The 21,382-nt window shown below is 64.9% G+C and carries 21 protein-coding genes and 1 pseudogene; 9 read left to right on the top strand and 13 right to left on the bottom strand.

Going from position 1 to position 21,382, the window contains the following annotated elements:
- The first annotated feature begins 69 nt into the window (after positions 1-69).
- From QNO00_RS14995 to QNO00_RS14980, 4 genes and pseudogenes are all read left to right on the top strand, one after another.
- On the top strand, positions 70-882 hold the full coding sequence (locus QNO00_RS14995; RefSeq protein ID WP_349643496.1) for a tripartite tricarboxylate transporter substrate binding protein: 813 nt from the start codon (positions 70-72) through the stop codon (positions 880-882).
- Complete coding sequence (locus QNO00_RS14990) at positions 882-1,454, top strand: tripartite tricarboxylate transporter TctB family protein (RefSeq protein ID WP_229967783.1); 573 nt, start codon at positions 882-884, stop codon at positions 1,452-1,454. Before QNO00_RS14995 ends, QNO00_RS14990 begins: the two co-directional genes overlap by 1 nt.
- 1 nt (position 1,455) lies before the next feature.
- Entirely contained in the window at positions 1,456-2,961 is a 1,506-nt protein-coding gene (locus tag QNO00_RS14985) for a tripartite tricarboxylate transporter permease (RefSeq protein ID WP_284025072.1), read from the top strand.
- Positions 2,962-2,973: 12 nt separating this feature from the next.
- A pseudogene (locus QNO00_RS14980) lies at positions 2,974-3,174 on the top strand (class I SAM-dependent methyltransferase); the annotation flags it as partial.
- A gap of 82 nt (positions 3,175-3,256) precedes the next feature.
- On the opposite strand, the gene QNO00_RS14975 reads toward QNO00_RS14980, so the two are convergent.
- Entirely contained in the window at positions 3,257-3,745 is a 489-nt protein-coding gene (locus QNO00_RS14975; RefSeq protein ID WP_284025071.1) for a universal stress protein, read from the bottom strand.
- A 182-nt stretch (positions 3,746-3,927) separates the two neighbouring features.
- Positions 3,928-5,031 carry a phosphoglycerate dehydrogenase gene (locus tag QNO00_RS14970; RefSeq protein ID WP_284025070.1) on the bottom strand — a complete coding sequence of 368 codons (1,104 nt, stop codon included), beginning with the start codon at positions 5,029-5,031 and terminating at the stop codon, positions 3,928-3,930.
- 47 nt (positions 5,032-5,078) lie between these two features.
- Between QNO00_RS14970 and QNO00_RS14965 the strand changes: the two genes are divergently transcribed.
- A complete protein-coding gene (locus QNO00_RS14965; protein WP_229967791.1) occupies positions 5,079-5,756 on the top strand; it encodes a hypothetical protein in 678 nt (225 codons plus the stop codon).
- 9 nt (positions 5,757-5,765) lie between these two features.
- Positions 5,766-6,419, top strand: coding sequence for a PhzF family phenazine biosynthesis protein (locus QNO00_RS14960; RefSeq protein ID WP_284025069.1), 654 nt, complete (start codon positions 5,766-5,768; stop codon positions 6,417-6,419).
- Between the two features lie 120 nt (positions 6,420-6,539).
- Here QNO00_RS14960 and QNO00_RS14955 read toward each other — a convergent pair whose 3' ends face one another.
- The 7 genes from QNO00_RS14955 to QNO00_RS14925 form a co-directional block, all read right to left on the bottom strand.
- Positions 6,540-8,225: an FAD-dependent oxidoreductase gene (locus QNO00_RS14955; RefSeq protein ID WP_284025068.1), complete on the bottom strand. Its 1,686-nt coding sequence runs from the start codon at positions 8,223-8,225 to the stop codon at positions 6,540-6,542.
- A 302-nt stretch (positions 8,226-8,527) separates the two neighbouring features.
- Entirely contained in the window at positions 8,528-9,295 is a 768-nt protein-coding gene (locus QNO00_RS14950; protein ID WP_284025067.1) for an SCO1664 family protein, read from the bottom strand.
- On the bottom strand, positions 9,295-9,849 hold the full coding sequence (locus QNO00_RS14945; protein ID WP_284025066.1) for a DUF3090 domain-containing protein: 555 nt from the start codon (positions 9,847-9,849) through the stop codon (positions 9,295-9,297). Before QNO00_RS14945 ends, QNO00_RS14950 begins: the two co-directional genes overlap by 1 nt.
- A 15-nt stretch (positions 9,850-9,864) precedes the next feature.
- Positions 9,865-10,566 carry a histidine phosphatase family protein gene (locus QNO00_RS14940; protein ID WP_229967799.1) on the bottom strand — a complete coding sequence of 234 codons (702 nt, stop codon included), beginning with the start codon at positions 10,564-10,566 and terminating at the stop codon, positions 9,865-9,867.
- A 69-nt stretch (positions 10,567-10,635) separates the two neighbouring features.
- A complete protein-coding gene (locus QNO00_RS14935; protein WP_284025065.1) occupies positions 10,636-12,216 on the bottom strand; it encodes a sulfatase-like hydrolase/transferase in 1,581 nt (526 codons plus the stop codon).
- A gap of 62 nt (positions 12,217-12,278) precedes the next feature.
- Positions 12,279-13,802 (bottom strand): amino acid permease, encoded by a 1,524-nt coding sequence (locus QNO00_RS14930; RefSeq protein ID WP_284025064.1) that lies wholly within the window; start codon positions 13,800-13,802, stop codon positions 12,279-12,281.
- A gap of 280 nt (positions 13,803-14,082) precedes the next feature.
- Positions 14,083-14,211, bottom strand: coding sequence for a hypothetical protein (locus tag QNO00_RS14925; RefSeq protein WP_269439247.1), 129 nt, complete (start codon positions 14,209-14,211; stop codon positions 14,083-14,085).
- Between the two features lie 285 nt (positions 14,212-14,496).
- Between QNO00_RS14925 and QNO00_RS14920 the strand changes: the two genes are divergently transcribed.
- From QNO00_RS14920 to QNO00_RS14910, 3 genes are all read left to right on the top strand, one after another.
- Positions 14,497-14,775: a hypothetical protein gene (locus QNO00_RS14920; protein ID WP_284025063.1), complete on the top strand. Its 279-nt coding sequence runs from the start codon at positions 14,497-14,499 to the stop codon at positions 14,773-14,775.
- Between the two features lie 50 nt (positions 14,776-14,825).
- Positions 14,826-15,440 (top strand): class I SAM-dependent methyltransferase, encoded by a 615-nt coding sequence (locus QNO00_RS14915; RefSeq protein WP_229967806.1) that lies wholly within the window; start codon positions 14,826-14,828, stop codon positions 15,438-15,440.
- A 128-nt stretch (positions 15,441-15,568) separates the two neighbouring features.
- Entirely contained in the window at positions 15,569-16,588 is a 1,020-nt protein-coding gene (locus tag QNO00_RS14910; RefSeq protein ID WP_284025062.1) for an NADPH:quinone reductase, read from the top strand.
- A gap of 64 nt (positions 16,589-16,652) precedes the next feature.
- Here the strand turns inward: QNO00_RS14910 and QNO00_RS14905 are convergent, their stop codons facing one another.
- From QNO00_RS14905 to QNO00_RS14890, 4 genes are all read right to left on the bottom strand, one after another.
- Positions 16,653-18,233 carry an esterase/lipase family protein gene (locus QNO00_RS14905; protein WP_284025061.1) on the bottom strand — a complete coding sequence of 527 codons (1,581 nt, stop codon included), beginning with the start codon at positions 18,231-18,233 and terminating at the stop codon, positions 16,653-16,655.
- A gap of 57 nt (positions 18,234-18,290) precedes the next feature.
- The gene (locus QNO00_RS14900) at positions 18,291-19,145 is read right to left on the bottom strand and encodes an AfsR/SARP family transcriptional regulator (protein WP_284025060.1); all 855 of its coding nucleotides are present in this window, start codon (positions 19,143-19,145) and stop codon (positions 18,291-18,293) included.
- 101 nt (positions 19,146-19,246) lie between these two features.
- Entirely contained in the window at positions 19,247-20,056 is an 810-nt protein-coding gene (locus tag QNO00_RS14895; RefSeq protein WP_284025059.1) for a hypothetical protein, read from the bottom strand.
- 2 nt (positions 20,057-20,058) lie between these two features.
- A complete protein-coding gene (locus QNO00_RS14890; protein ID WP_284025058.1) occupies positions 20,059-21,285 on the bottom strand; it encodes a toxic anion resistance protein in 1,227 nt (408 codons plus the stop codon).
- Positions 21,286-21,382 lie beyond the last annotated feature (97 nt).

Genomic DNA, 21,382 nt, shown 5'->3' with positions numbered 1-21,382 from the left:
GGTTCAGACATTCGTGCAAATCTCACCCTAATTGCTCCGGCCGGCGCCGGCGGGGGCTGGGATACGTTCATGCGCGAGCAGCAACAGGCCATGCGTGCCAACGGTTTGGTGAATAACACGCAGGTAGTCAACATCCCCGGGGCTGCCGGCACTATTGGCCTCGGCAAGCTCTCCACCATGTCCGGGCAGGCTAACAACCTCATGGTCACGGGCGCCGGGCTGGTCGCCGGAGTGGCGCAGCTGGACTCGGCGGTGACGCACGACGACGTGCGCCCCATCGCCCGTCTGGTGGAGGAATACGACGTCGTTGTGGTTCCGGCCAGCTCCCCGTACAAGACTCTCGACGACCTCGTGCAGGCCTGGAAGGCTGACCCGGCGGCGATTGCTTGGACCGGCGGCGGCACCTTTGACCAATTGGTCATGACCGAACTTGCTCTGGCTGCCGGAGTGGATCCCTCCGACACCACGTACATTCCCAAATCCGGCGGAGGAGAGGCGGCTCAGGCACTCATCACGGATACCGCCAAAGCTGCCACATCGGGGTACAAGGATGTTGAGGACCAGATCAAGTCGGGGCGCCTGCGCGCCCTCGGGCTGGCTGCCCCGCAGCGGCTCGACGGCGTCGACATCCCCACCTTGACCGAGCAGGGCTATGACGTGGATCTCGCCAACTGGCGGGCCCTCGTGGCACCTCCGGGCATCACGGACGAGGAATTCGCGGAGCTGCGGACCCTGATCGAGGAAACCATCGCGACCCCCGAGTGGCAGGACGCCGTGGAGCGCAACAAATGGGCCGATGTGTACCTCACCGGGGACGAGTTCGACGAGTTCATGACCTCGGAGCAGCAGCGCATCGGTGAACTAGTGAAGGAGATCGGCTGATGAGCACTCCAGTGCCCTCGTCCGCAGATGCGGCGGAGCAGCCGATCGAAAAGACCGGCATTGCGGACGGACAACCTCCCGTCCGCACCTCCTGGTGGGACGGTCGCAGCGGGCTGCTCCTCTCGCTCGTTATGGTGGCCTTCAGCACTTACCTGCTGGTCGGAATCCTCACGATGGACGTGGGTGAGAGCACGGACTTTCCCGGTCCGAAGTTTTTCCCCGGCATCCTGATGGTCGCCGGTTACGTCTTGGCTGCTCTGCTGGCGCTGCACTACGTGCGTTCCCCGGAACACCCCACGGAGACTTCCTCCCGGCGTTACCGCACCTTCACGGACTGGTCAGCAGTCCTCTGGACCGCAGGAGGCTTCCTGCTCTTCGCCCTGACCTTGGAAACACTGGGCTGGATCATCGCCGCCGCCCTGATGTTCTGGTTTGTAGCGAAGGGCTTCGGCAGCCGCCGCCCCATCTTCGACATCTCACTTGCCCTGCTGATCAGCAGCGCAGTCTATCTGGCATTCTCAATCGGTCTGGGACTCAGCCTCCCGTCCGGCATCCTTGGAGGAGGTTTCTAGCATGGATTCAATCAACCTGTTGATGGAAGGCTTCTCCTCAGCCCTGACACCGATGAACCTGCTGTGGGTGCTCGTCGGCTGCCTGTTGGGCACCGCCGTCGGTGTGCTGCCGGGACTGGGCTCTTCGATGGCGGTGGCTTTGCTGCTGCCGGTAACTTTTGCCCTCGACCCCACTGCCGCTTTCATCATGTTCGCCGGAGTGTATTTCGGCGGCATGTTCGGCGACTCCACCATGGCGATCCTCATGAACACCCCGGGCCAGGCTTCGGCCATCGCGTCCACGTTCGAGGGGCACAAAATGGCCAAGGACGGCAGGGCCCCACAGGCCCTGGCAACCGCAGCGATCGGCGCGTTTATCGGCGGCATGGTGGCCTCCGTTCTCGTCGTGTTCCTCGCCCCGGCCTTAGCTGATTTCTCAGCCAATTTCGGTCCGGCTGAATTCTTTGCGCTGGCCCTATTCGCTTTCGTTGCCACATCCTCCGTGGTCTCAGACTCAGCGGTGAAGGGCCTCGCGGCCCTCGTGATCGGTCTGGGGATCGCCACCGTGGGTATCGACCCGTTCTCGGGTGCCGAACGTTTCAGTTTCGGTGCGCCCGAGATGTTCGACGGCATTTCCCTGATTACCGTGACCGTGGCCATTCTGGCGCTGGGCGAAGTGTTCCATATCGCCTCCCGGATCCGCCGGGATCCGGCAGGCAAGCAAATCAGCTCCGCAGGCCGTCCCTTCCTCTCCCGCGCCGAGCTCAAAGAGGCTGCCCCGGCCTGGGCCCGAGGCACCGCGATCGGCTTGCCGTTCGGCGTCATCCCCGCCGGCGGATCCGAGATTCCGACGTTTATCTCCTACGACGTGGAACGGCGCATCGACCGCCGCCGCAAGAACCCGAAGTTCGGTAAGGGTGCGATCCGCGGCCTGGCGGCTCCCGAAGCCGCCGGCAACGCCACCACCGGCACCGCCATGGGAGCGCTTCTGGCCCTGGGCCTGCCGGTCTCGGCCACGGCCGCGATCATGCTCGCGGCGTTCCAGCAGTACGGCCTGCAGCCGGGCCCCCTGCTGTTCGATCGATCCCCCGACCTGGTCTGGGCACTGCTGGCGAGCTTCTTCATCGCGATGGTGGTGCTGCTCGTCATTAACCTGCCCTTCGCCGGGCTTTGGGCCAAGCTGCTCCTCATCCCGGCCCCCTACCTGTACGCCGGGATTACCGTCTTCTGCGGGCTGGGCGTCTACGCCACCTCCGGGGCGGTCTTCGATCTGCTGATGCTGCTCGGGCTCGGTCTGGTCGGCTTCATCATGCGCCGTCACGGGATGCCCCTGGCCCCGTTGATGATTGGTGTGGTGCTGGGTCCGTTGGCGGAAACGAGCATGCGCGACGCGCTGCTGTCCTCCAACGGTGACTACTCCGTGTTCGTGACCGGGCCGATCCCTCTGGTGCTCTACGCTCTGCTGTTCATCGTGCTGGTGGCTACTGTGCGGTCCAAGGTTGTGAACCGGACCCGCCGGGACCTCTAGGTCCCGACCCGCATGAAAACAACCCCCGAAGGGCCTCGCCGATCAGCGAGGCCCTTCGCGGTTTGCCCTTCTGTCCTGCACGGCGAAGCCCGGCTGATCGATGCCTTGGTGCCCCGAGGCGCGCGCATTCTCGACGCCGGCTGCGGCCCGGGCCGGGTGGGCGGCGAGCTGGCCGCTCGCGGGCACGACGTCGTCAGCGTCGACATTGACCCCGAACCAGGGAGCCGCAACGACGTTGCAGATCCCGGCCGGGATGACCTCCGCATGGGCCTTCAGTTCCACTGCAACTCAACCCCTACGGTGAGGCTGCCTGCCCACGGTCGCGTGCGCGGGGCTTTGAGGGGACGACCAGGACTGGCACAGCAGCGTGGTTGACGACCTGGTGCGAAACCGACCCGAGGCGCAGCCCGGAAAACCCGCCGTGACCTCGTGAGCCGACGACCACAAGATCGGCCTCTTGGGCCGCGTCCAGTATCGCCGACGCCGGTGAATGACTGTGAATAAGCGTCCCGCTGGCGGCCACGCCCGTTTCTGCAACGGACTTCAACGCCTTGGCTTGGAGCGCCCCTGCGTCTTCTTCTGGGGACTCCACAACGGCAATTCCGCCTGCCGCCGTTTCGAGCACCGCCGGGTACCACGCCATTGGCTGTTTGGCCCAGGCGGTGATGAGGCGGAGCTGGCCGTTGCGGTGCCGGGCCTCGTCCACTGCCCAGTCCAGTGCTGACTGGGAGTCCTCGGAGCCGTCAACGCCAACCACAATCGTGAACGGGCTGTTACTGGTCATGTCTTCAAACCTTTCACCGGGGCCTGATGAGCATCCTAGGCCGGAGACCCCGCGCAGGTCAGGGTCGGCGGCGCCCTCGCCGGCCCCGGAGCGGAAGTTGCCGGCCACTGTCATGGAGGCCGGGCACGGCCGGCGGCTCCGCAACGGCCGAGAGGCGCTGCTGAATGATCAGGCAATTGAGGTTAATGGTCGACCGGGTGAGCGGGTTCGCGGTTTTCGAGGACGTCGATGACGGCCTGTGCAGCTGCAAGTCCGGCGCGTGCCCGGGCCTGAACTGTTTGTCCGGCGAGGTGGGATGTGATGAGCACGTTGTCCAGTTCCTGAAGGGGGCTGTCGCTGGGTAGGGGTTCGCTCTCGAGCACATCCAGCGCGGCGCCGGCAATCGTCCCGTCGAGCAGTGCTTGGGCCAGGGCCTGCTCATCGACGAGTGAGCCGCGCGCCGTGTTGATGAGCACTGCTGTGGGTTTCATCATTTGGAGCCGGGGCGCACTGATGAGCGTGCCGGTGCCGTGGTGTACGCGGGTGTGCAGGGAGACGTAGTCAGCGTCGCGCAGAACGGTGTCGAAATCAACGAAGCGGACAGCGGTGTTCTCGCGATCGGGGTAAGCGGTGCTGACCAGGACGTTCATGCCCAGAGCGACACCCAGACTGGCGGTGGCGCGTCCGCTGGGACCGAAACCGATAATGCCCAGGGTGGATCCGCGCAGTTCATGGCCGGCTTCGCGGGGCCAGCGGCCTTGGCGGACGGCGGTGGAGACATCCGCGAGGTGGCGTGCGGTCATGATGATGAGCCCGATGGTCAGTTCGGCTACTGAGTGGTGGTTGGTGCCGGGGGCGTTGCATACCGTGATGCCGTGTGCGGTGGCCGCCGGGATGTCGATGGAGTCATAGCCCACACCGCTGCGGGCGATGACTTGCAGAGAGGTGGCACTGGCGAGCATATCGGTGGTGACCGGCTCGCTGGCGAGGATCGCGCCGGATATGCCGTCGAATAACGACAGACGTTCTTCCAGAGTCCGCGACCCCCGGAACGGAGAGTAAACCGGCGCCAGATCGTGTTCGCGCAGGAGCTCGTCAACGGCATCTCCCGGGTGGAGGTAATCGGTGGTGATCAGGATGCGGGTGGCCATGGTGGGGTGGGTTTCTCTTTCTGTGTGAGCGGACGCGATGCCGTCAGTGGCTGTGTGCTTACAGTTCACACCATGCCGGGCTTGGTGGGCCTGTTCCTGGTTCTGGTCCTTCTGCCATTTGCCGACGACGACGACGCGCTGCCAGGTCCGCCGCATCGACTAGCATTGCGCTCAACTAGCCAGCATCGGAAGGACTTTACGCAATGCTGAAGCTTCAACCCATTGCCTGCCTAGCCGCCGCGTCGATTGTTCTGGTGGCGAGCCTGAGCTCATGCGCGTACGCCAAATACGAGGATCCGGTCCGCCCTCCCGCCGAGTCCCTGGCTGACACCGAGCCGTTCGTGAACGAGATGCTCGCGGAGGACCTGGGGTACGCCTCGCCGATCAGGGTGAAAAGCGCCAGGGAGGGCACCTGCTTCGATCCCATCAAGAACGATGACTGGAACCGGGTGACCGAGGTCAGAACCTACGCAAGCGGACACTACCCGGACGCCGCATCCTCCGAGCAGGCCATGGACACCATGGAAAGCTACGTTAAATCCCAAGGCTGGACTCTCGTCACGAAGGACAGCTCAGCCGACTACCAGTCCTTTTTATACGAGAAGGGCGACCTCAGATTCTCCGCCGACTACGAGTATGCGGAACCCTCCGCCATCGATCCGTACCACGCAGTGGGGTTTGATGTTCGGACCGGCTGCCTCAAGCACCCGAAGGACCACGTATTGGTGCGGTCAAAATATGACCCCCAGTACGGCGTTTCCAGCCAGTACTACGATTTCGAGGCGGAGCAGGAAGACCCCGCCGACACCACTCAGACCCGGCTGTCCACCCCGTACGGCGAGGAAACGCGGCGCCCCAACTATCCGGACGACACGTACTAAAGTGGCGCCATGAAAGTCCGTCCCTACAGCGAAGTTGATGTCTTCTCCTCTGAGCCCTATCGGGGCAATGCCTTGGCGGTTGTCCACGATGCCGACGGCCTGAGTGCCGAGGAGATGCAGCAGTTCGCCAACTGGACGAACCTGTCGGAGACGACGTTTCTCCTCGCCCCAAGCAGTCCGGAGGCCGACTACCGGGTGAGGATCTTCACCGCGAAGGAAGAACTGCCTTTCGCCGGGCATCCAACGCTGGGGTCGGCCCAGGCCTGGCTGAACGCCGGCGGATCACCACGGCCCGGCGGGACACTCATCCAGGAATGCGCGGCAGGGCTGGTTCCGATCCGCCTAGCGGAGGAGGGGCAACTGGCTTTCGAGGCACCACCGCTCACCCGCTACGGGCCCGTTGACGAGCCCCCTCGTCTGCCGGATAGCGACGATTCTGGAATCCCGCGGGAGAAAATCCTGGATGCGTCGTGGCTGGTAGACGGCCCCCGGTGGATTGGGATCCGGCTTTCCTCGGCACGGGAAGTCCTGAGCCTGCGGCCCGACCCGGGAAAGGCAGGCGATCTGGAAATCGGTGTTGTGGGCCCGCAGGAGCCCACGGAGGAAACCCGGTTCGAGGTGCGTGCTTCATCGGAGGGGACCCCGTCTGGGAAGACCCCGTGACCGGCAGTCTGAACGCGGGCCTGGCACGCTGGATGATCGACACAGCAATGGCCACGCTCGTTCCCTGCCCGCATCAGGAACCTAGCGCGGGCCGCGCGTTCCAGGGCGCGGTTGGCCGCTTTAGCCGGTGAAGGAGCGCGGCGGGCGGGCGAGGGGACTGGCAGGGTCGCTGAGCGCTTGGTGAACGGACGCGACGGCGCTTGACCCTTCGCCGACCGCTGCCGCAACGCGCTTCATGGAGCCGTGCCGGACATCGCCGGCAGCAAAAACGCGTGGGGCCGAGGTTTCAAAGGGCATGGGTTCGCGGCCCAGCGGCTGCCACTGTTCCAGGGACTGCACCGCAATGTCTGTTCCGGTGCGGATGAACCCGGCATTGTCTCGGTCGAGGGCGGGCAGCCAGGCACTGGCAGGGTCGGCTCCGATGAAGCAGAACAGCCCGCGGGCATCGACCGGCCCGGCGGTGTCGATGCGGACCGAATCCAGGCCGGAGTCTCCTTCCAGACCAATGATGTTCGACGCGGTATGGATATGGATGCGGGAATCCTGCCGCAGACGGTCCACGAGGTAGGAGGACATCCGCGCCCCAACCTCCAGCCCCCGGACCACCAGATGAACCGCGCATCCATGGGAGGCGAGATAGAGCGCGGCCTGGCCGGCTGAGTTGGCCCCGCCAACGACAACCACCGGGCGCCCCGCCACCTGGCGCGCCTCAAGGCTGGTGGCGGCGTAGTAGATGCCGTACCCCTCAAAGTCCTCCCACCCCTCCACGCCCAGGCTTCGATAGGCGGCCCCCGACGTAATCAACGCCGTGCGTGCCTGCAGGGTGGCCCCGTCGGCCAGCGTGATCTGAAGGCCTTCATCCGCAGTCTCAAGAGCCACCGCTTCGCAGGGTGCACAGACTCTTACCCCGAACTTAATCGCCTGCAAGGTCGCTTGGCGGATGAGATCTCCACCGGCAACTCCGAAGGGAAAACCAAGGAAGTTCTCGATTCGAGAGGTCGACGCCGCTTGCCCTCCCGGCGCGACGGCGTCGAGCACCACCGTGCTCAGCCCTTCGGAGGCTGCATAGATGGCCGCCGCGAGCCCGGCAGGTCCGCCGCCAACCACCAGCAGGTCCGTGGCCCCCTCATGGTGGAGCTGGTAACTCAGCCCGAGGCGCTCGGCGATGGTTCCCGGCGTCGCACGCCGTATGAGCTTGCCCTGGATCAGCGCTGCCGGCAGATCATCGGCTGCGATGCCGTGGCCGTCGAGGGCACCCATGCCGTCAGGCGGGACGACGAAGACGGTATGAATCAAATCAAGACGTTCAGCGAAGCGCCGAAGAGCCAGCAAGCCACTCGACGCTTCCGTCCCAATGAACTTGAGCGTCATGGCTGCGGGGCCTCGCCGAAGCGCTTCGCGGCGTTCCCACAGAGCATGCAGAACAATCCCGCCAAGATCGTCGTCCTGATTCATGACCAGCCGCAGGTCCTCGCGGGCCAGCCGCCGGATGCGCCCGGACTCCTTCACCCGCGCCGACAGGAGCGCGGACTGTCCGTTGAGCAGCCCGAGCTCGCCGGCGAACGAGCGCGGCCCCAGAGTGCTGAGAACGGTTTCTTCATCCCACCACAACGGGTCACGCACCATTTCAAGGGCGCCCGATTCCACGAGGATCATTGGATAGTTCAAATCCCCCGCGCGAAAGACATAGTCGCCGGCCAGCACGTCCGTTGGTGCGGCCAGGGCGAGGAGTTTTTCCCATTGGGAGTCGGAAAGACGAGGCACGGCACTGGTTCGCTTGGCAGGGTGCTCACTGACATCCGTCATGTTGTTCCTTCCGCAGGGATGGCTCTCATCCTGAGAAACGGGCTTGCAACGCGGAGCTGGTCGGTGGATTAAGCGTGCAGTGAGATTACCCGATTGAACGGGGGAATGGATGCCCCGCCGGAAACATCAGGGAGACGCTAAAGGCCGGCGTCGCCGTCGCGCACTGCGGCGAGTTCCAGGACGCGGTCCCGGCAGAGCCGCCGGCCGAGCATCAGCGCGGGAATGAAGACCGCCAGGGAGCCTCAGGTCCAGGTGCCCAAGGGCGAGTCGAAGGCCATGAGGAAGCATGCAGTCGCAACTCTCTAGAACAGCGGCCAGGGCACCGCGGGCATGTCACCGCTGGGAGCCGGAAACTGCCCGGCCGAGCGCAGCCGGGCGCAGCGCTCGGCGAGCGAGACTATTTCCTCGGCGGTAAGCAGCTTCGCCAGGTTCCGGCCCAGCTCACCCTCCAGCCCGTCGAGAACACGGTCGATGCCGGCGAGTTCCTCGGCGCTTAGGTCATCGCCGATCCAACCCCACAGCACGGTCCGCAGCTTGTGCTCGCTGTGGAAGGTGAGCCCGTGGTCCACGCCGTACCGGTGCCCGTCGCCCATGGCCAGGATGTGGTCGCCCTTGCGGTCGGCATTGTTGACCAGGACGTCGAACACCGCCATCCGCCGCAGCACCGGAGTGTTCTCGTGAATCAGGGAAACTATCCGGCCGCTGTCGTCCTGACCCTGGAGAACTTCTTTCCACCCGGTGTCCGGAGCGTCGTCCGCCGCCACCAGGTCCACCGCGGTCTGTGCCGGGTCCGTTTCCTGCCAGAGCTGCACCATGCCTTCACCGAACGGACCGTCCCGCAGCCAGGTGCGCGGCACGATGTTCCAGCCGAGAGCCTCCGACACCAGGTAGGCGGCCACCTCGCGGTGCGCCAGGCACCCGTCGGGAAAGTCCCACAGCGGCTGCTCGCCCGCGATCGGTTTGTAGACGACGGCGGCACCGCCGATGCTGCCCAGGAAGGTGGCGTTGGACGCCGTCGTGATCCGGCCGGTGAGCGTCAGCTCGGCGGCCACCAGGTCGGGCGCCGGCATCAGTTCTCGGGGAAGGTGCAGGTGTGCCCGTCGGCGTCGATCGGCTGGCCGCAGATCACGCAGATCGGACGCCCGGCGCCCACGACCTCGCGCGTGCGCTTCGTGAAGGCCCGGGCGGTGCCGACCGGCATCCGCACCCGCAGCACTTCGGAGGGATCAGCGTCGTCGTCGTCCGCGAGGAAGCCGTCGTCGTCCGGATCCACCTCCTCGAGGGGGTAGGCCTCGATGACGATCTGCGCCGTCGTCGGGTCCCAGCCCAGGCTCATCACGCCGGCGCGGAACTGTTCCTGAACCGGCTCAAGATCGTCATTGTCCACGAGTTCGATGGGCGTGCTCGCGGGAACGTGGAAGGGGTTGCCGTCGATGGTGATGAGCTGGTCGAGGATCTCGTCCATTTTCTCGGCGAGCTGGGCCGCCTGCTGCTTCTCCAGGGAGATACTGACGATCTGCTTCCCCGTTTGCACCTGCAGGTAGAACGTGCGCTGGCCCGGGATGCCGACGGTGCCGACGACGACGCGGTCAGGCCAGGCGAACTCGTGAACGGTTGTAGGCATAGGACTACTTTAGGCTCATCCGGCCCGTGGCGCCGCGTGCCCTGCGCCACCGCCGACCGGGGCATCCTCCGACGCAGTGCTGGCCGCCAGCCAGGACAGGTCCCCGGCGTCCGTGTTGGTCGCGTGGACGGTGGGGCGTCCGGGACCGTAGCGCACGATCGACACGGACGCCGGGCCCACGCTGAGGCGCTGGAACAGGTCCAGATGCATGCCGAGCGCGTCGGCGAGGACCGACTTGATGATGTCCCCGTGGCTCACCGCCACCCACACCGCCCCCGGCCCGTGCTCGGCTTCAAACGCGGCATCGTGGCGCCGGATCGCCGCCACCGACCGGGCCTGCATCGCGGCCATGGACTCGCCGCCGGGAAAGGTGACGGCGGAGGGCTGCGACTGCACCGTGGCCCACAGCTTCTCCTTCGCGAGCTCCTCGAGCGTGCGGCCCTGCCAGGAGCCGTAGCCGCACTCGGTGAGATCGTCATCGACCGGCGCATGCGGGCTGCCGGACTGGCGGTCCAGGATGAACCGGGCGGTCTGCCGGCAGCGCTCCAGCGGGCTGGACACCACGCCGACCACGGGCACGACGGCGAGCCGGTCGCCGGTCGCCGCGGCCTGGTCGCGGCCCACCTGGTCGAGGTCGACGCCGGGGGTCCGGCCGGCCAGCACGCCGGAGGCGTTCGCTGTGGTGCGGCCGTGCCGCACGAGGATTACTGTTGCCATTCCCCCAGAGTAGCCATGTGCTCGAATTTGCGCGGAGTTGAGCTGCCGGGGAGGGGAGGGGAGGGGGCGCTACCGGACGTCCTCACCCGCCCAGGCCTTCGTATAGAACTTGGGGGAATGCGAGTTCAGCAGTTCCAAATAGTCATTGGGATCCATTGCCTGCGCCGAACTTCCCGGAACCCTCTCGGCGAAGGCGGACACGCCCAGCCCCGCCTCGTGATCCTCCAGGGTGAGGCCGGCGGCTTCCAGAAGCGTGGGGTACATGTTCAGTTGGTCCAGGCCGGAGCGCAGAGTGCTGTTCTTGTCGCGGCCGGGAACCCAGATCCGATTGAAGATGGAGCGGCTGGTGTGGCCGTCCAACTGCTCGTGGAAAGCGTCCCCGGCACTCAGCTGTTTGAGGTGATCACCCATGATCACCACGGCGGTGTCGTCGAGGTACCCCTTTTCCTTCATGTGGTTCACGAATCCGGCCACCTGGGCCATGGAGCAGGAGAACACCGAGATGTCAGTGTTCTGCGTATCCACGTTGCAGTAGTCGAAGACGTGCGCCGGCTTATGGGTGTCCAGCGTCAGCAGGGAGAGGTTGAACGGCTGGCCCGTCTTCTCCGCCTCGGCGTGCAGCAGGTCGATCTTATCCTTGGCATGGGCCATCAGTCGTTCGTCGCTCAGGCCCCAGTCGCTGCGGAAACTCTCCTCCGGTTCACCGGCGGAGCGCCAGTCGGCGAGGCCCTTCTGCTCGGAGTAGCCGTGGCCTCTCAGGAAGATGTCCTTAGCCGCGAAGGCGGAATTGGCGCCGCCCAGGAAGACGCTGGTGTAGCCGTGGTCGGCCAGAACATCGCCGAGGCAGGTGGCCCCGCCCAGATAAGTGCTGACGCCTACACCTACCTCGCCGGAACCGTCGTTCGGCTCCGGTCCGGTGCCCTTCAGCGGTACGCCGCACTGTGTGGAGACGACGCCGGCCATGGTCCAGCCTCCGCCCTGAAACTGCTGGAGCCCCTCCGTGCTCTGCCAGCCCTCCGAGGCCGGAGTGGCTTCCTTGAGGGGGGCGAACGCGTCCTTTTCGAAGAGTTGGTCGTCCCCCAGCGTTGCCTCACCGGACTCCAGATAGATGACCACCAGGTTGCGCTTGTGCTCGCCGTCGGTGACGGTCGGCTCCACGTAGTAGTCGGCGAGGTCATAGTCGGAGTTGGCCGCCTTGATGTAATCCGCCACCCCAACCGTGGTGGAAAAGGCGGTAACGCCGCCGATGACCAGCGCGGACACCAAGACGGCGGAGATGGTGCGCCGAATCCACTGCGGACGGCGGGGCTCCCCGCGGTTCTTCCGGCGCTTGCGGCGTCGGAAGAACTGCCACAGGGCAATCAGGGCGGTGATGACCACAGGAGCAACACCGATGCCCAGGATGCCCGCCCAGACAACGGATCCACCTCCGCCTTCCGTTTCCACGGAAACGAGGTTGAGCATCATCTGGCTCACGGAGATCTCGCCCCAATAGAATTGGATGCCCGCGGCGGCGATGAGCAGGGCAAGGCCGGCCCAGATCAGGACGTATAACAGAATCCGTCCCAGGACCACGCCGGCCTTTCGGGCCGCGCGCAGAACCGGGCCTGACGCGGCAACACCTCGCGTTCGCCGCGTTTCGCCGTGCATCTTGACACCAAACCGTTCTTTTGAGAGGGAAATAGTTCTGCGGGAAGAATAGTGCCGTCAGGCTACCTGATCAAATGCCTGGTTTCAGACGGCCGGGACTTCGGGAAGGCGCCGGTGTCGCCGTCGCGCACCGCTGCGAGCTCCAGGACGCGGTCACGGCAGAGCCGCCAGCCGAGCATCAGCGCTGGGATGATGATCACCAGGGAGGCGATGGTCCAGGTGCCCACGGGCGAGTCGAAGGCCATGAGGATCAGCACGGCGAGAAGGAACGCGAGCGTGATCCAGCCGCTGACCGGAGCGCCGGGCATCCGGAAGGACGGACGCGCCAGTTCGCCGCGCTTGGCCCGCCGCGTCAGCTCCATCTGGCAGAGGACGATCATGGCCCAGGTGCTGATGATCCCCAGCGACGCGACGTTCAGGACAATCTCGAAGGCCTGGGCAGGAACGACGGCGTTGAGGACGACGCCGAGCAGGGCAACGGCCGCGGTCAGCGCGATGCCGCCGTACGGGACGCCCGCCTTGTTCATCCGCCCGGCGAACTTCGGCGCGGAGCCGGCCAATGACATGGAGCGCATGGTGCGGCCGGTGGAATACAGGCCGGCATTGAGCGAGGACAGGGCGGCGGTCAGGACCACCAGGTTCATGATGGCGTCCACGCCGCCCACCCCGATGGAGCCGAAGAACGTGACGAACGGGCTTTCGCCTGCCTTGTAGGAGCTGTACGGCAGCAGCAGCGAGAGCAGGACGAGCGTGCCGACGTAGAACACGGCAATGCGCACGATCACGGTGTTGATGGCCCGGGGCATGATCTTTTCCGGATGCTCGGTCTCGCCCGCGGCGGTGCCGATGAGCTCGATCGAGGCGTAGGCGAAGACAACGCCCTGCATGACGACGACGGCGGGCAGCAAGCCGTTGGGGAACATGCCGCCGTTGCCGGAGATGAGGCTGAAACCGACCTCCTGGCCGTCCACCGGGGTGCCGAAGATGACGAAGCAGATGCCCACGATCAGGAAGGTAACCAGGGCCACCACCTTGATCAGCGCGAACCAGAACTCGAGCTCCCCGAACACCTTTACGCTGATGAGGTTCAGGCCCAGGACCAGAAGGAGGGCGGCCAGGGCCCAGATCCACTGCGGCACGTCAGCGATCGGCGGCCAGTACTTCCGGAAGAAGTTCATGTACAGCGCGACGGCGGTGATGTCGACGATCGCGGTCATGGCCCAGTTCAGCCAGTACATCCAGCCTGTGACGAAGGCTGCCTTCTCGCCGAAGAACTCGCGCGCATAGGAAACGAAGGATCCGGAGGAGGGCCGGTGCATGATCAGTTCGCCGAGGGCCCGGAGAATCATGAAGGCAAAAAAACCGCAGACGGCGTAACTGAGGACGAGCGCCGGGCCCGCCGTGGCCAGCCGGCCGCCGGCACCCATGAAGAGCCCGGTGCCGATGGCGCCGCCGATCGCAATCATCTGGACCTGCCGGGGTTTGAGGCCCTTGTGGTAGCCCTCGTCCTCGCGGTGAAGGCTGGCCTCGGAGGCGGAGGAACGCGCCGGGATCGCACGCTCGGAGAGGGCCTGCTGCTGTGTCATGAGTGGTCCTTTACTTGCTCAGCTTTGCGAGGCCGCGGGCTGAAGAGTTCAGTGGCTGCTCGCCGGTGGGCAGCCCAGGTTCGGGTACGAGTTTCGGGCCTCTTCAGCATTTCCTGCTTCGACGGCGGTCACGGTGTCCCGCTATTCGGCTGTCTGACAGGTTCACGCATTGACTTTGGCACGGGCCACAGGCCAGCGTCAAAGCGCGGGGCATAGAGCCGCCGGCGTTAAAAAGCTGGGCCATCCCCGCGGGGGTGGCCCAGCTCGGTTCAGCCGGTTTCTACTTCTGGTCGTCGTCTTTGTTCCCGTCGACGGCGTCCTTTGCCTTGTCTTTGGCTTGGTCAACCTTCTCCGGGTTGTCCTTTGCCGCGTCCTTCGCCTTGTCTGCCATGCCACCCAGATCTGCCATGGAACTCTGCCTTCCTCTCTGCGGTCCGCGGCCCACGCGCCGGCGGCCTCGGTTTGATACCCCCATCCTGCGCCACGCCCAACGCTTTGTGACCCACCTGCACCGACTTTTTTCGCGGCAGGGGGCGTTGGACGGCAGGGAGCTGGTGCCCGCACACCAAGCAAGTAGGCCGGTGCCGGAAGCCTTGCGGTACGAGGAATATTAATGCCGAATTACGGCGGCGGAAGCGCGTCTGCTGGTGCATGATGTGGCCTTTATGACGCTTCTCAAGCACAGGAGAACGTGATGGATCAAAATTCCGACATAGAACAGCGCGCCCGCGCCATTGTCATTGCCCGCACCGTCTACAAAGCCGTACTTGTGGTGTGGGCGTTAGCCATGGCGGGAATGCTGTTTATCTGGTGGGCGACGACGCCGGACGGCTATTTCTGGCCCGTCTGGCCAATTCTGGGATTGGGTGCGGCGGCCATCGTGTGGGGGCTGGCGCTTTACCGCAAGTTCCCCTTCCGGATACGGGAGGACAAGGTGGCCCGCGAGGTGAAGCGGCTGCGCGAGTCGAACTAGCGGTGAACGGCGGCTCGAGCCGATCCCCGGCACCGAAGTACGCTGGAGGAATGCGCAAAGAAACCCTCTGGGAAGCCAAAAAACGTTCCTCCCCCGGCCACTCCGCCTGGTACATCGCCCGGTTTCAGCAAATGCGGGAGCAGGGCGCTGACCTGCACGGCGAGGCCCGGCTGATCGACGCGCTGGTTCCCCGCGGCGCCCGGATCCTCGACGCCGGCTGCGGCCCGGGCCGGGTGGGCGGCGAGCTGGCTGCCCGCGGGCACGACGTCGTCGGCGTCGACATTGATCCCGAACTCATCGACGCCGCCCAGCAGGACTTTCCCGACGTGCCCTGGCTGGTGGCGGACCTCGCTGAGCTGGACCTGCCGGCGGCCGGCATTGCCGAGCCGTTCGACGCGATTGTCTGCGCGGGCAACGTGCTGACGTTCGTCGCTCCCGGAACCCATCAGGAAGTCCTGACCCGGCTGCGGAAGCATCTGGCCGACGGCGGCCGTCTGGTTACGGGGTTCGGCGCCGGCCGCGGCTACGACTTCGGACAGTTCCTGGAAGACGCGTCCGCCGCCGGTCTGGAATGCCAGCAGAAATTCTCCACCTGGGACCTTCGCCCGTTCGCTCCGGACTCCGACTTCCTGGTGGCCGTGCTGGGACGCCCGCAGGCCGCCTAGATCACGTTGCTGATCCCGGACGGGATGATCTGCGCGCAGCTCGGTGACGTGCAGGCGGGGTGCGCCAATTCCGTGATCCGGTTCACGTCCTCGGGAATAGAACGCGGAGCCTGCTTCTTCTAGTCCTCATGAAAGCAATCGTGTACTCCGCCGCTGGCGATTCCTCCGTCCTCAATCTCGTCGACCGCGAGGCCGCTGCTCCCGGTCCGGGCGAAGTGCGGGTCCGCATCGTCGCCTCGGGCGTGAACCCCACCGATTGGAAGGCGCGCGCCAGCCGCGTGCCCTTTCCCGAGATGGTGCCGAACCAGGACGGTGCCGGAGTGGTCGACGCGGTGGGCGACGGCGTCACCGGCCCGCAGGTGGGCGACCGGGTCTGGGTGTACCTCGCGGCTCACGGCCGCCCCACCGGGACCGCCCAGGAGTTCGCGGTTCTCCCCGCCGACCGGGCGGTGCCGCTTCCGGAAGGCATCGGTTTTGACGTCGCCGCCAGCCTCGGCGTTCCCGCGATGACCGCGCACCGCGCCCTGACCGTTCATGAGTTCGGGCCGTCCCGGCTTGCCCCCGACGCACTTGTCGGACGCATGGTCCTCGTTCAGGGCGGCGCGGGCGCCGTCGGGCACGCCGCCATCCAGTTCGCCGTCTGGGCGGGCGCCACCGTCATCGCGACGGTCAGCAGCGATGCGAAGGAGAAGCTCGCCCGCGCCGCCGGGGCGCACCATGTGGTCCGCTATCCCGACGACGCGCTCGCCGACCGCATCCGCGAGATCGCCCCGGACGGCGTCGACCAGATCGTCGAGGTGGCTCCGGCGCAGAACGCGGCACTCGACGTCGCCGTGATCGCCAATCACGGCAGCATCGCCTACTACGCGAACAACAACGGCGACGACTTCACGGTGCCGATCATCGCGAGCTTCGCGAAGAACGTCCGCTGGCAGGGCGTGCTTGTTTACACGGTGGGAGCGGAGGCGCACCGTGCGGCCGCTGAAGACATCACTGCCGCGCTGCGGGACGGCGCCCTGCCCGTGGGGGAGTCCGCCGGGCTTCCCCTCACCTGGTTCCCCCTCGAAGAGACCGCAGCCGCGCACGACGCCGTGGAGCACGGCACCACCGGCAAGATCCTCATCCGCGTTTCCGACGAGACTGCCTGAGGACGATCGCCTGATCTGAACCTGATTAGGCCGCGGAGCTGTGGACCTGCTGTTGTCCATCCGGTCAGTAAACGGACCTGGGTGTGACCGTGAGATCGATCCCCGCGCCGTGACCCAGCAGGTCTTTGAAGAATTCAGGTACGTCCACATGGCCTTTCCACCGGGCTGTGGTGGGGTCGGTGTCCGTCAGGAAATCCTCCTCCCCGGGATTCCAGTCCCTGAGTGTGGAGGGAATGGAGCTGTTCCAGGCGGCCCACGCACGGGGCAGGGCTTGGCCGGGGGAGGGCGGCTCAATGTCTATGAGCAGGGTGTCTTGCCAGTCTTCCGTTTGTTCCAAGTGGTCGGTGAAGAAAAAATGTCCCTCTCGTTCCCAGATGGACATCAGCCGCAGTTTGAGTGCATGGCGAAGCGTTGGGACTTTCCTGCCGTCGACCAGGGGCCGCGGCGCATTTGAAGAAAGGAAGGTCGTGAGCAGAGGAACCGGTGAGTCAATCGGGTCACCTTCCTTCCAATGCTCGATCTGGACGGGGCAGAAGTGAGCTGCGCTTTGTTCGTGGACCAGCACCGGAAGGCCCCGGATGGCCAGACCAACATCCAGCTGGAACTCGACTTCCGGCGGGTCTGCCCTGCCGACGGTGAAACCGACGAGTCCCACCTCAACCTTGAGATCGCCGAAGAGAAACCGCTGCAGATTTTGGTATCCCTCTTCCGAATTGACGATGCCGTAACGTCCGCTGTGGCTCCGGTGCACCACTGCCAGCGGTGCGTTCTGGACTGCGGCGTTGTCAATTTGCACCAGGCCGTCGCTGCGGGCGCCCACGGCTTTTGACGACAGCCCCATTGCGACGTCGTAGTCCTCAGGGTTCGACCCAACCAGGCAAAACAGGTTTTCGGCGGGGAATCCGCCGGCCGGCATGACGGTTCCCTTGAATGCCTCCCGTGTCAGCTCGCCCCTTTGAGCGTGCGGAGTGAGGTAGTCATACATCCGGTCCGGTCCGAAGATGTCCGCCCCGTGGAGGCCCGTGGCATCGCGGAGGCGTTCCAGCAGCCCGAAACCCAAGGCGAAGTTAATTCCGCCGTGAGGTGTCGCGTAGGTAAAGACCCGGGCTACATATTCGGTGCCTGCGGCGGGGTCGATCCCGCCGCTGTCGTCGGCGCTGCTTTCCGGGATAACGCGCTGCAGCATGCAGCGGCAGATGAGTCCTCCCATGGAGTGTGCAACCAGGAACACCTTGGGCGCCCCGGTTTTCTCCCGTACCAGTTTGACCAGCGTGAACAGGCTCGCGGCAGCTTCCTCGAGGCTGAAGTTCTCCGGGTTGTCAGCAAAAGTGGTGGCGGCCTCGTCGTAGAAGCGGTGGATCCACACAGAAGCGGGGTTTAGGCTTCCCGCCTCCGCGCTGTTCAGAAAAGTCCACTGGTCCCCGTGGACCGGAACGTCATAGTTGTGGTCGCTGATCAAGCGCAGCATGGGGGATTCGAACTGGTGAAACTTCGCGTGTCCGCTGCCGTCAGCGCGGACGTGGACGGAACCCTGGCTGAAGCCGTAGAAGGGGTCATCTACGGCATCGTTAATGCCTGAACCTGTACCGGCAAACCCGCGGACGTAGATTACGGGGAGCCGGCCGTCATCGCCGGGAGAGTTCATTGTAGGTTCCTTCGTGGAGGGCAAATCCGCGGTAAGGAAAAGACTCCGCACAGGCCGTTACGCGGGCGTTACTGGCGAGGTTGGACTGCCTTGCCGCCAGGGAGCGCCGTTTGAGGGCAGATGCTCGGTCCTCCTGAGTCCGTGGCCTGTCAACGAATCAGTAATGAGCCCTTTGATGGATGCGGCCGGACCAATGCCAAAATCGGATTCAAGTTGTTTCCGGTACCGTTCGTAGGCGCGAAGCGCCGCAGCAGGATTGCCCTGCTGCATCTGGGCGGTGAGAAGCAGGCGCACGGCGTTTTCGTGCAGGGGTTCGATTTCCACCGCCATTGCTGCGGCCGCTTCGGCGAGTAGCGGATTGCCCCGCTCCAGTGAGCGTTCCGCAAACAAAAGGAAAGCACTGAGACGGTCTTGCGTCAGTCGAACCTGTGCGGAGACCACCCAATCCTCGTACCAGCCCGGCAGGAGCTCCGCATCCCGCAATTCGCGCAAATACACTGAGGCATTGGCATCCTGTTGGTCGTCGTGCAGCGCACGAATGGCCGCCTGAACCCGGTGAAGGTCGATCTCAACACGGGTGCTGATGGACAGCAGCCGGCCGTCATTGACGATCAAGCCGGGCACCTGCCGGGACGCCACGTGAATGCTGACCCTCAGGCTTTCCAAGGCCTTCGACTCCGGGCACTCGGGCCAGAGCAGTCCAATGAGGTAGCTCCGCAGACACGGTCCGCGGATGGCGAGCGCGGTGATGAGGCGTTGCTGGCGGCTGGCGACGTGAACAACCGCCCCATCCCGGCGAAGGCGCCAGATTCGCACCACATCCAGTTTCAATTCTGCATTTTCGTCGTAATCCATGGGAACCCGATTCGGTTCGATCACGTGTGCTGCAGCTGGTAGCACGAGGATCTCCAACGCCCTGCATCCTGTCAACGAACAGCCGACGGTTTCGAGCCCGGAGTTGCCGGATGTCCCTTCACCGGCTGACGGTGCCGCTGATCTCCCGGGAATCGGGCTTACTTGACGCCGAAGTCGAAGCCACCTTGCTGATGGTGCCCAAACCGTTCCCTCAGGAAGTTGCCCGTGCTGGTCAGCTCCGCCGAAGTATGGCGGTGCCGGCTGGCGTGCAGGGACTCGGCTTGTCCGGAGAGGAGCTGGAGTTGCTCGACCAATTCCTCGTTGGGTGTTCTTCCGTTCGGCTGCCGGTTGTCCAGCATGCCGGGCGGGATGGCCAGGTAACCCTGAAGCACGGCCGGCAGGTACTCACGCACTATGGCTGCAAGCTCGTACTCAAACGCGGCATCGGCCAGCGGCTGCCGCGCTTCCGCGTCGATCACCGCGTCCAGCGTCTGGCAGGTTTCCAGGACAGCGACGTACGACTCAGCGGGAAGCCGGTTCTTGTTCTGCTTGGCGAGCGAGGCTACCCACGCCAACGCCGGTGACAGGTCCGCCGTTGGCGGAGTGATCGATGCCGCTGCCGGTGTCGGCTGGTAGGCGGGCGTCCTCGGCGGATGCGGCTGGGTAATAACCTCAGGCTGCTGCCCCCGAACCCTCCGATGCAGCCACAGATCTCGAAGCATGTAGGACCGCATTGCTGACACGGGCCAGATCCCGAGGACGGCAAAGGCCGACAGGGTGGCGAAGGCGCCGTCGCCTCCCACGGCCGAGATGGCAACAAGGAAGACGGCGATGTAGGCGGCCCCCTCGAGGATCACCTTCCTGTTCTTCCTGCGCACCCCGATCATGAGCACCAAGAGAGGGAGGAAAGGAAAAAAGAAGAGGGCAACTGCGACCTTGAAGACATTGCCCACGGTGAGACGTGACATCGTTATCCTCTCGGGGGATGAGCGGTGGCAGCGTCAGAGGAATGGCTCCGCTCCAGCTGTAGCTTGGCACGGCTGACCTGCCCCTGAAGGACCTGCACCGTCTGCTTCATCGACTGGGCCGCTTCGGCCTTGTACCGGTCAACCTCATCCATGGCTTGGAACACGTTGTCGAACGCCTGTTGCAGCTTGGCGGGATCTATGGCGCTCCTGGCGGCGTTCTGATGAATGGCAGCGCCCTGGGAACGGAGCAGTTCGGAAGTCGAGACGATCATGTCCGCGGTGGTCGAATTGAGGGCATCGATCTGGGCCAGCACAATCTTTTGCTGTGCCAGCGCCTGCGCAACGATCACGGCGACCCGCAATGCCGCCAAGGTGGTGCCGAGCGCCCGATCCACGCCCTTGATCAGCTCTGAGTTGTTCTTCTTGATCACATCAAGAGCCAGGTAACCCTGAATGGAGACCGCCATCTGGGTCATGAGGTCCTGGTGGCGCTGGCGGACGTAGAAGAGGGCATCAGCCTCCAGGGTGGCGGCATCATCCATTTTGCCCTGGCCGCGGAGGTCGATGATGCGTTGCTCGAGCCCATTTCCCAGATGATTGGCGAGCACGGCATAGTTCGCAAGCTGACCCATCGCCGCCCACAGGGCGTCACGCTCCGTCTGGATGGCAGCGTTGTCCTGCCGGAGGTCGTCCTGCCCACCCTTGAGTGCCTTGGTGATGGCGTTGAGCTGTTCCTGCGCAGACTCGTACTTCAGGAAATAGCGCTGGATGGCGCTGCCTCCGGGGAGGAACCTCAGGAGACGCTTCGTTCCGGTCAGGTCATGGCGCTTTGGATCCAGCTCCGTCACGATCTGCCGCAGTTCCACCAGCGTGTTGCCGGTGCGGGACGCAGGATCAGCGCCGGTCGCCGCGAGAGCAGCCGCGGGCCTGGTCAGCATGCGGTTGGATGCGGTGCTTGCCTGCTGCATCGTGTCCTCGCCCAACCGGGTCAGCTGCGCCAACTTCGTCTGGAACTCCGGGCTCTGCAGCGGGGTGGCCAGCAGGTCGCCAAGGAATCTTTTGGCGGTCTCAGCGTGTTTCTGCTGCGCTTCGGAATCCACCAGGATCATGCCGCCGACCTTCTCCGGATTATGGACCGTCACCTCGACCACGGGCTTTGGGGGCTCCAATACCAGGGGACTTTCCACCTCGGAGTACTGGGCATTGCTGAGGTCAAGCGGGTTAGACATCTTTTGCTCCTTGAATTCCGGCTGGGTTGCAGTCTAACCGTGCCGCCTAACGATCCTGCGTTAGGCGGTAATGAATTGTTTGCCGGATTCAAACGAG

Origin of the sequence: Arthrobacter sp. zg-Y1219, from assembly GCF_030125545.1 — a bacterium.
Taxonomy (GTDB): domain Bacteria; phylum Actinomycetota; class Actinomycetes; order Actinomycetales; family Micrococcaceae; genus Arthrobacter_B.
This window is presented reverse-complemented; position numbering and strand designations above follow the sequence as displayed.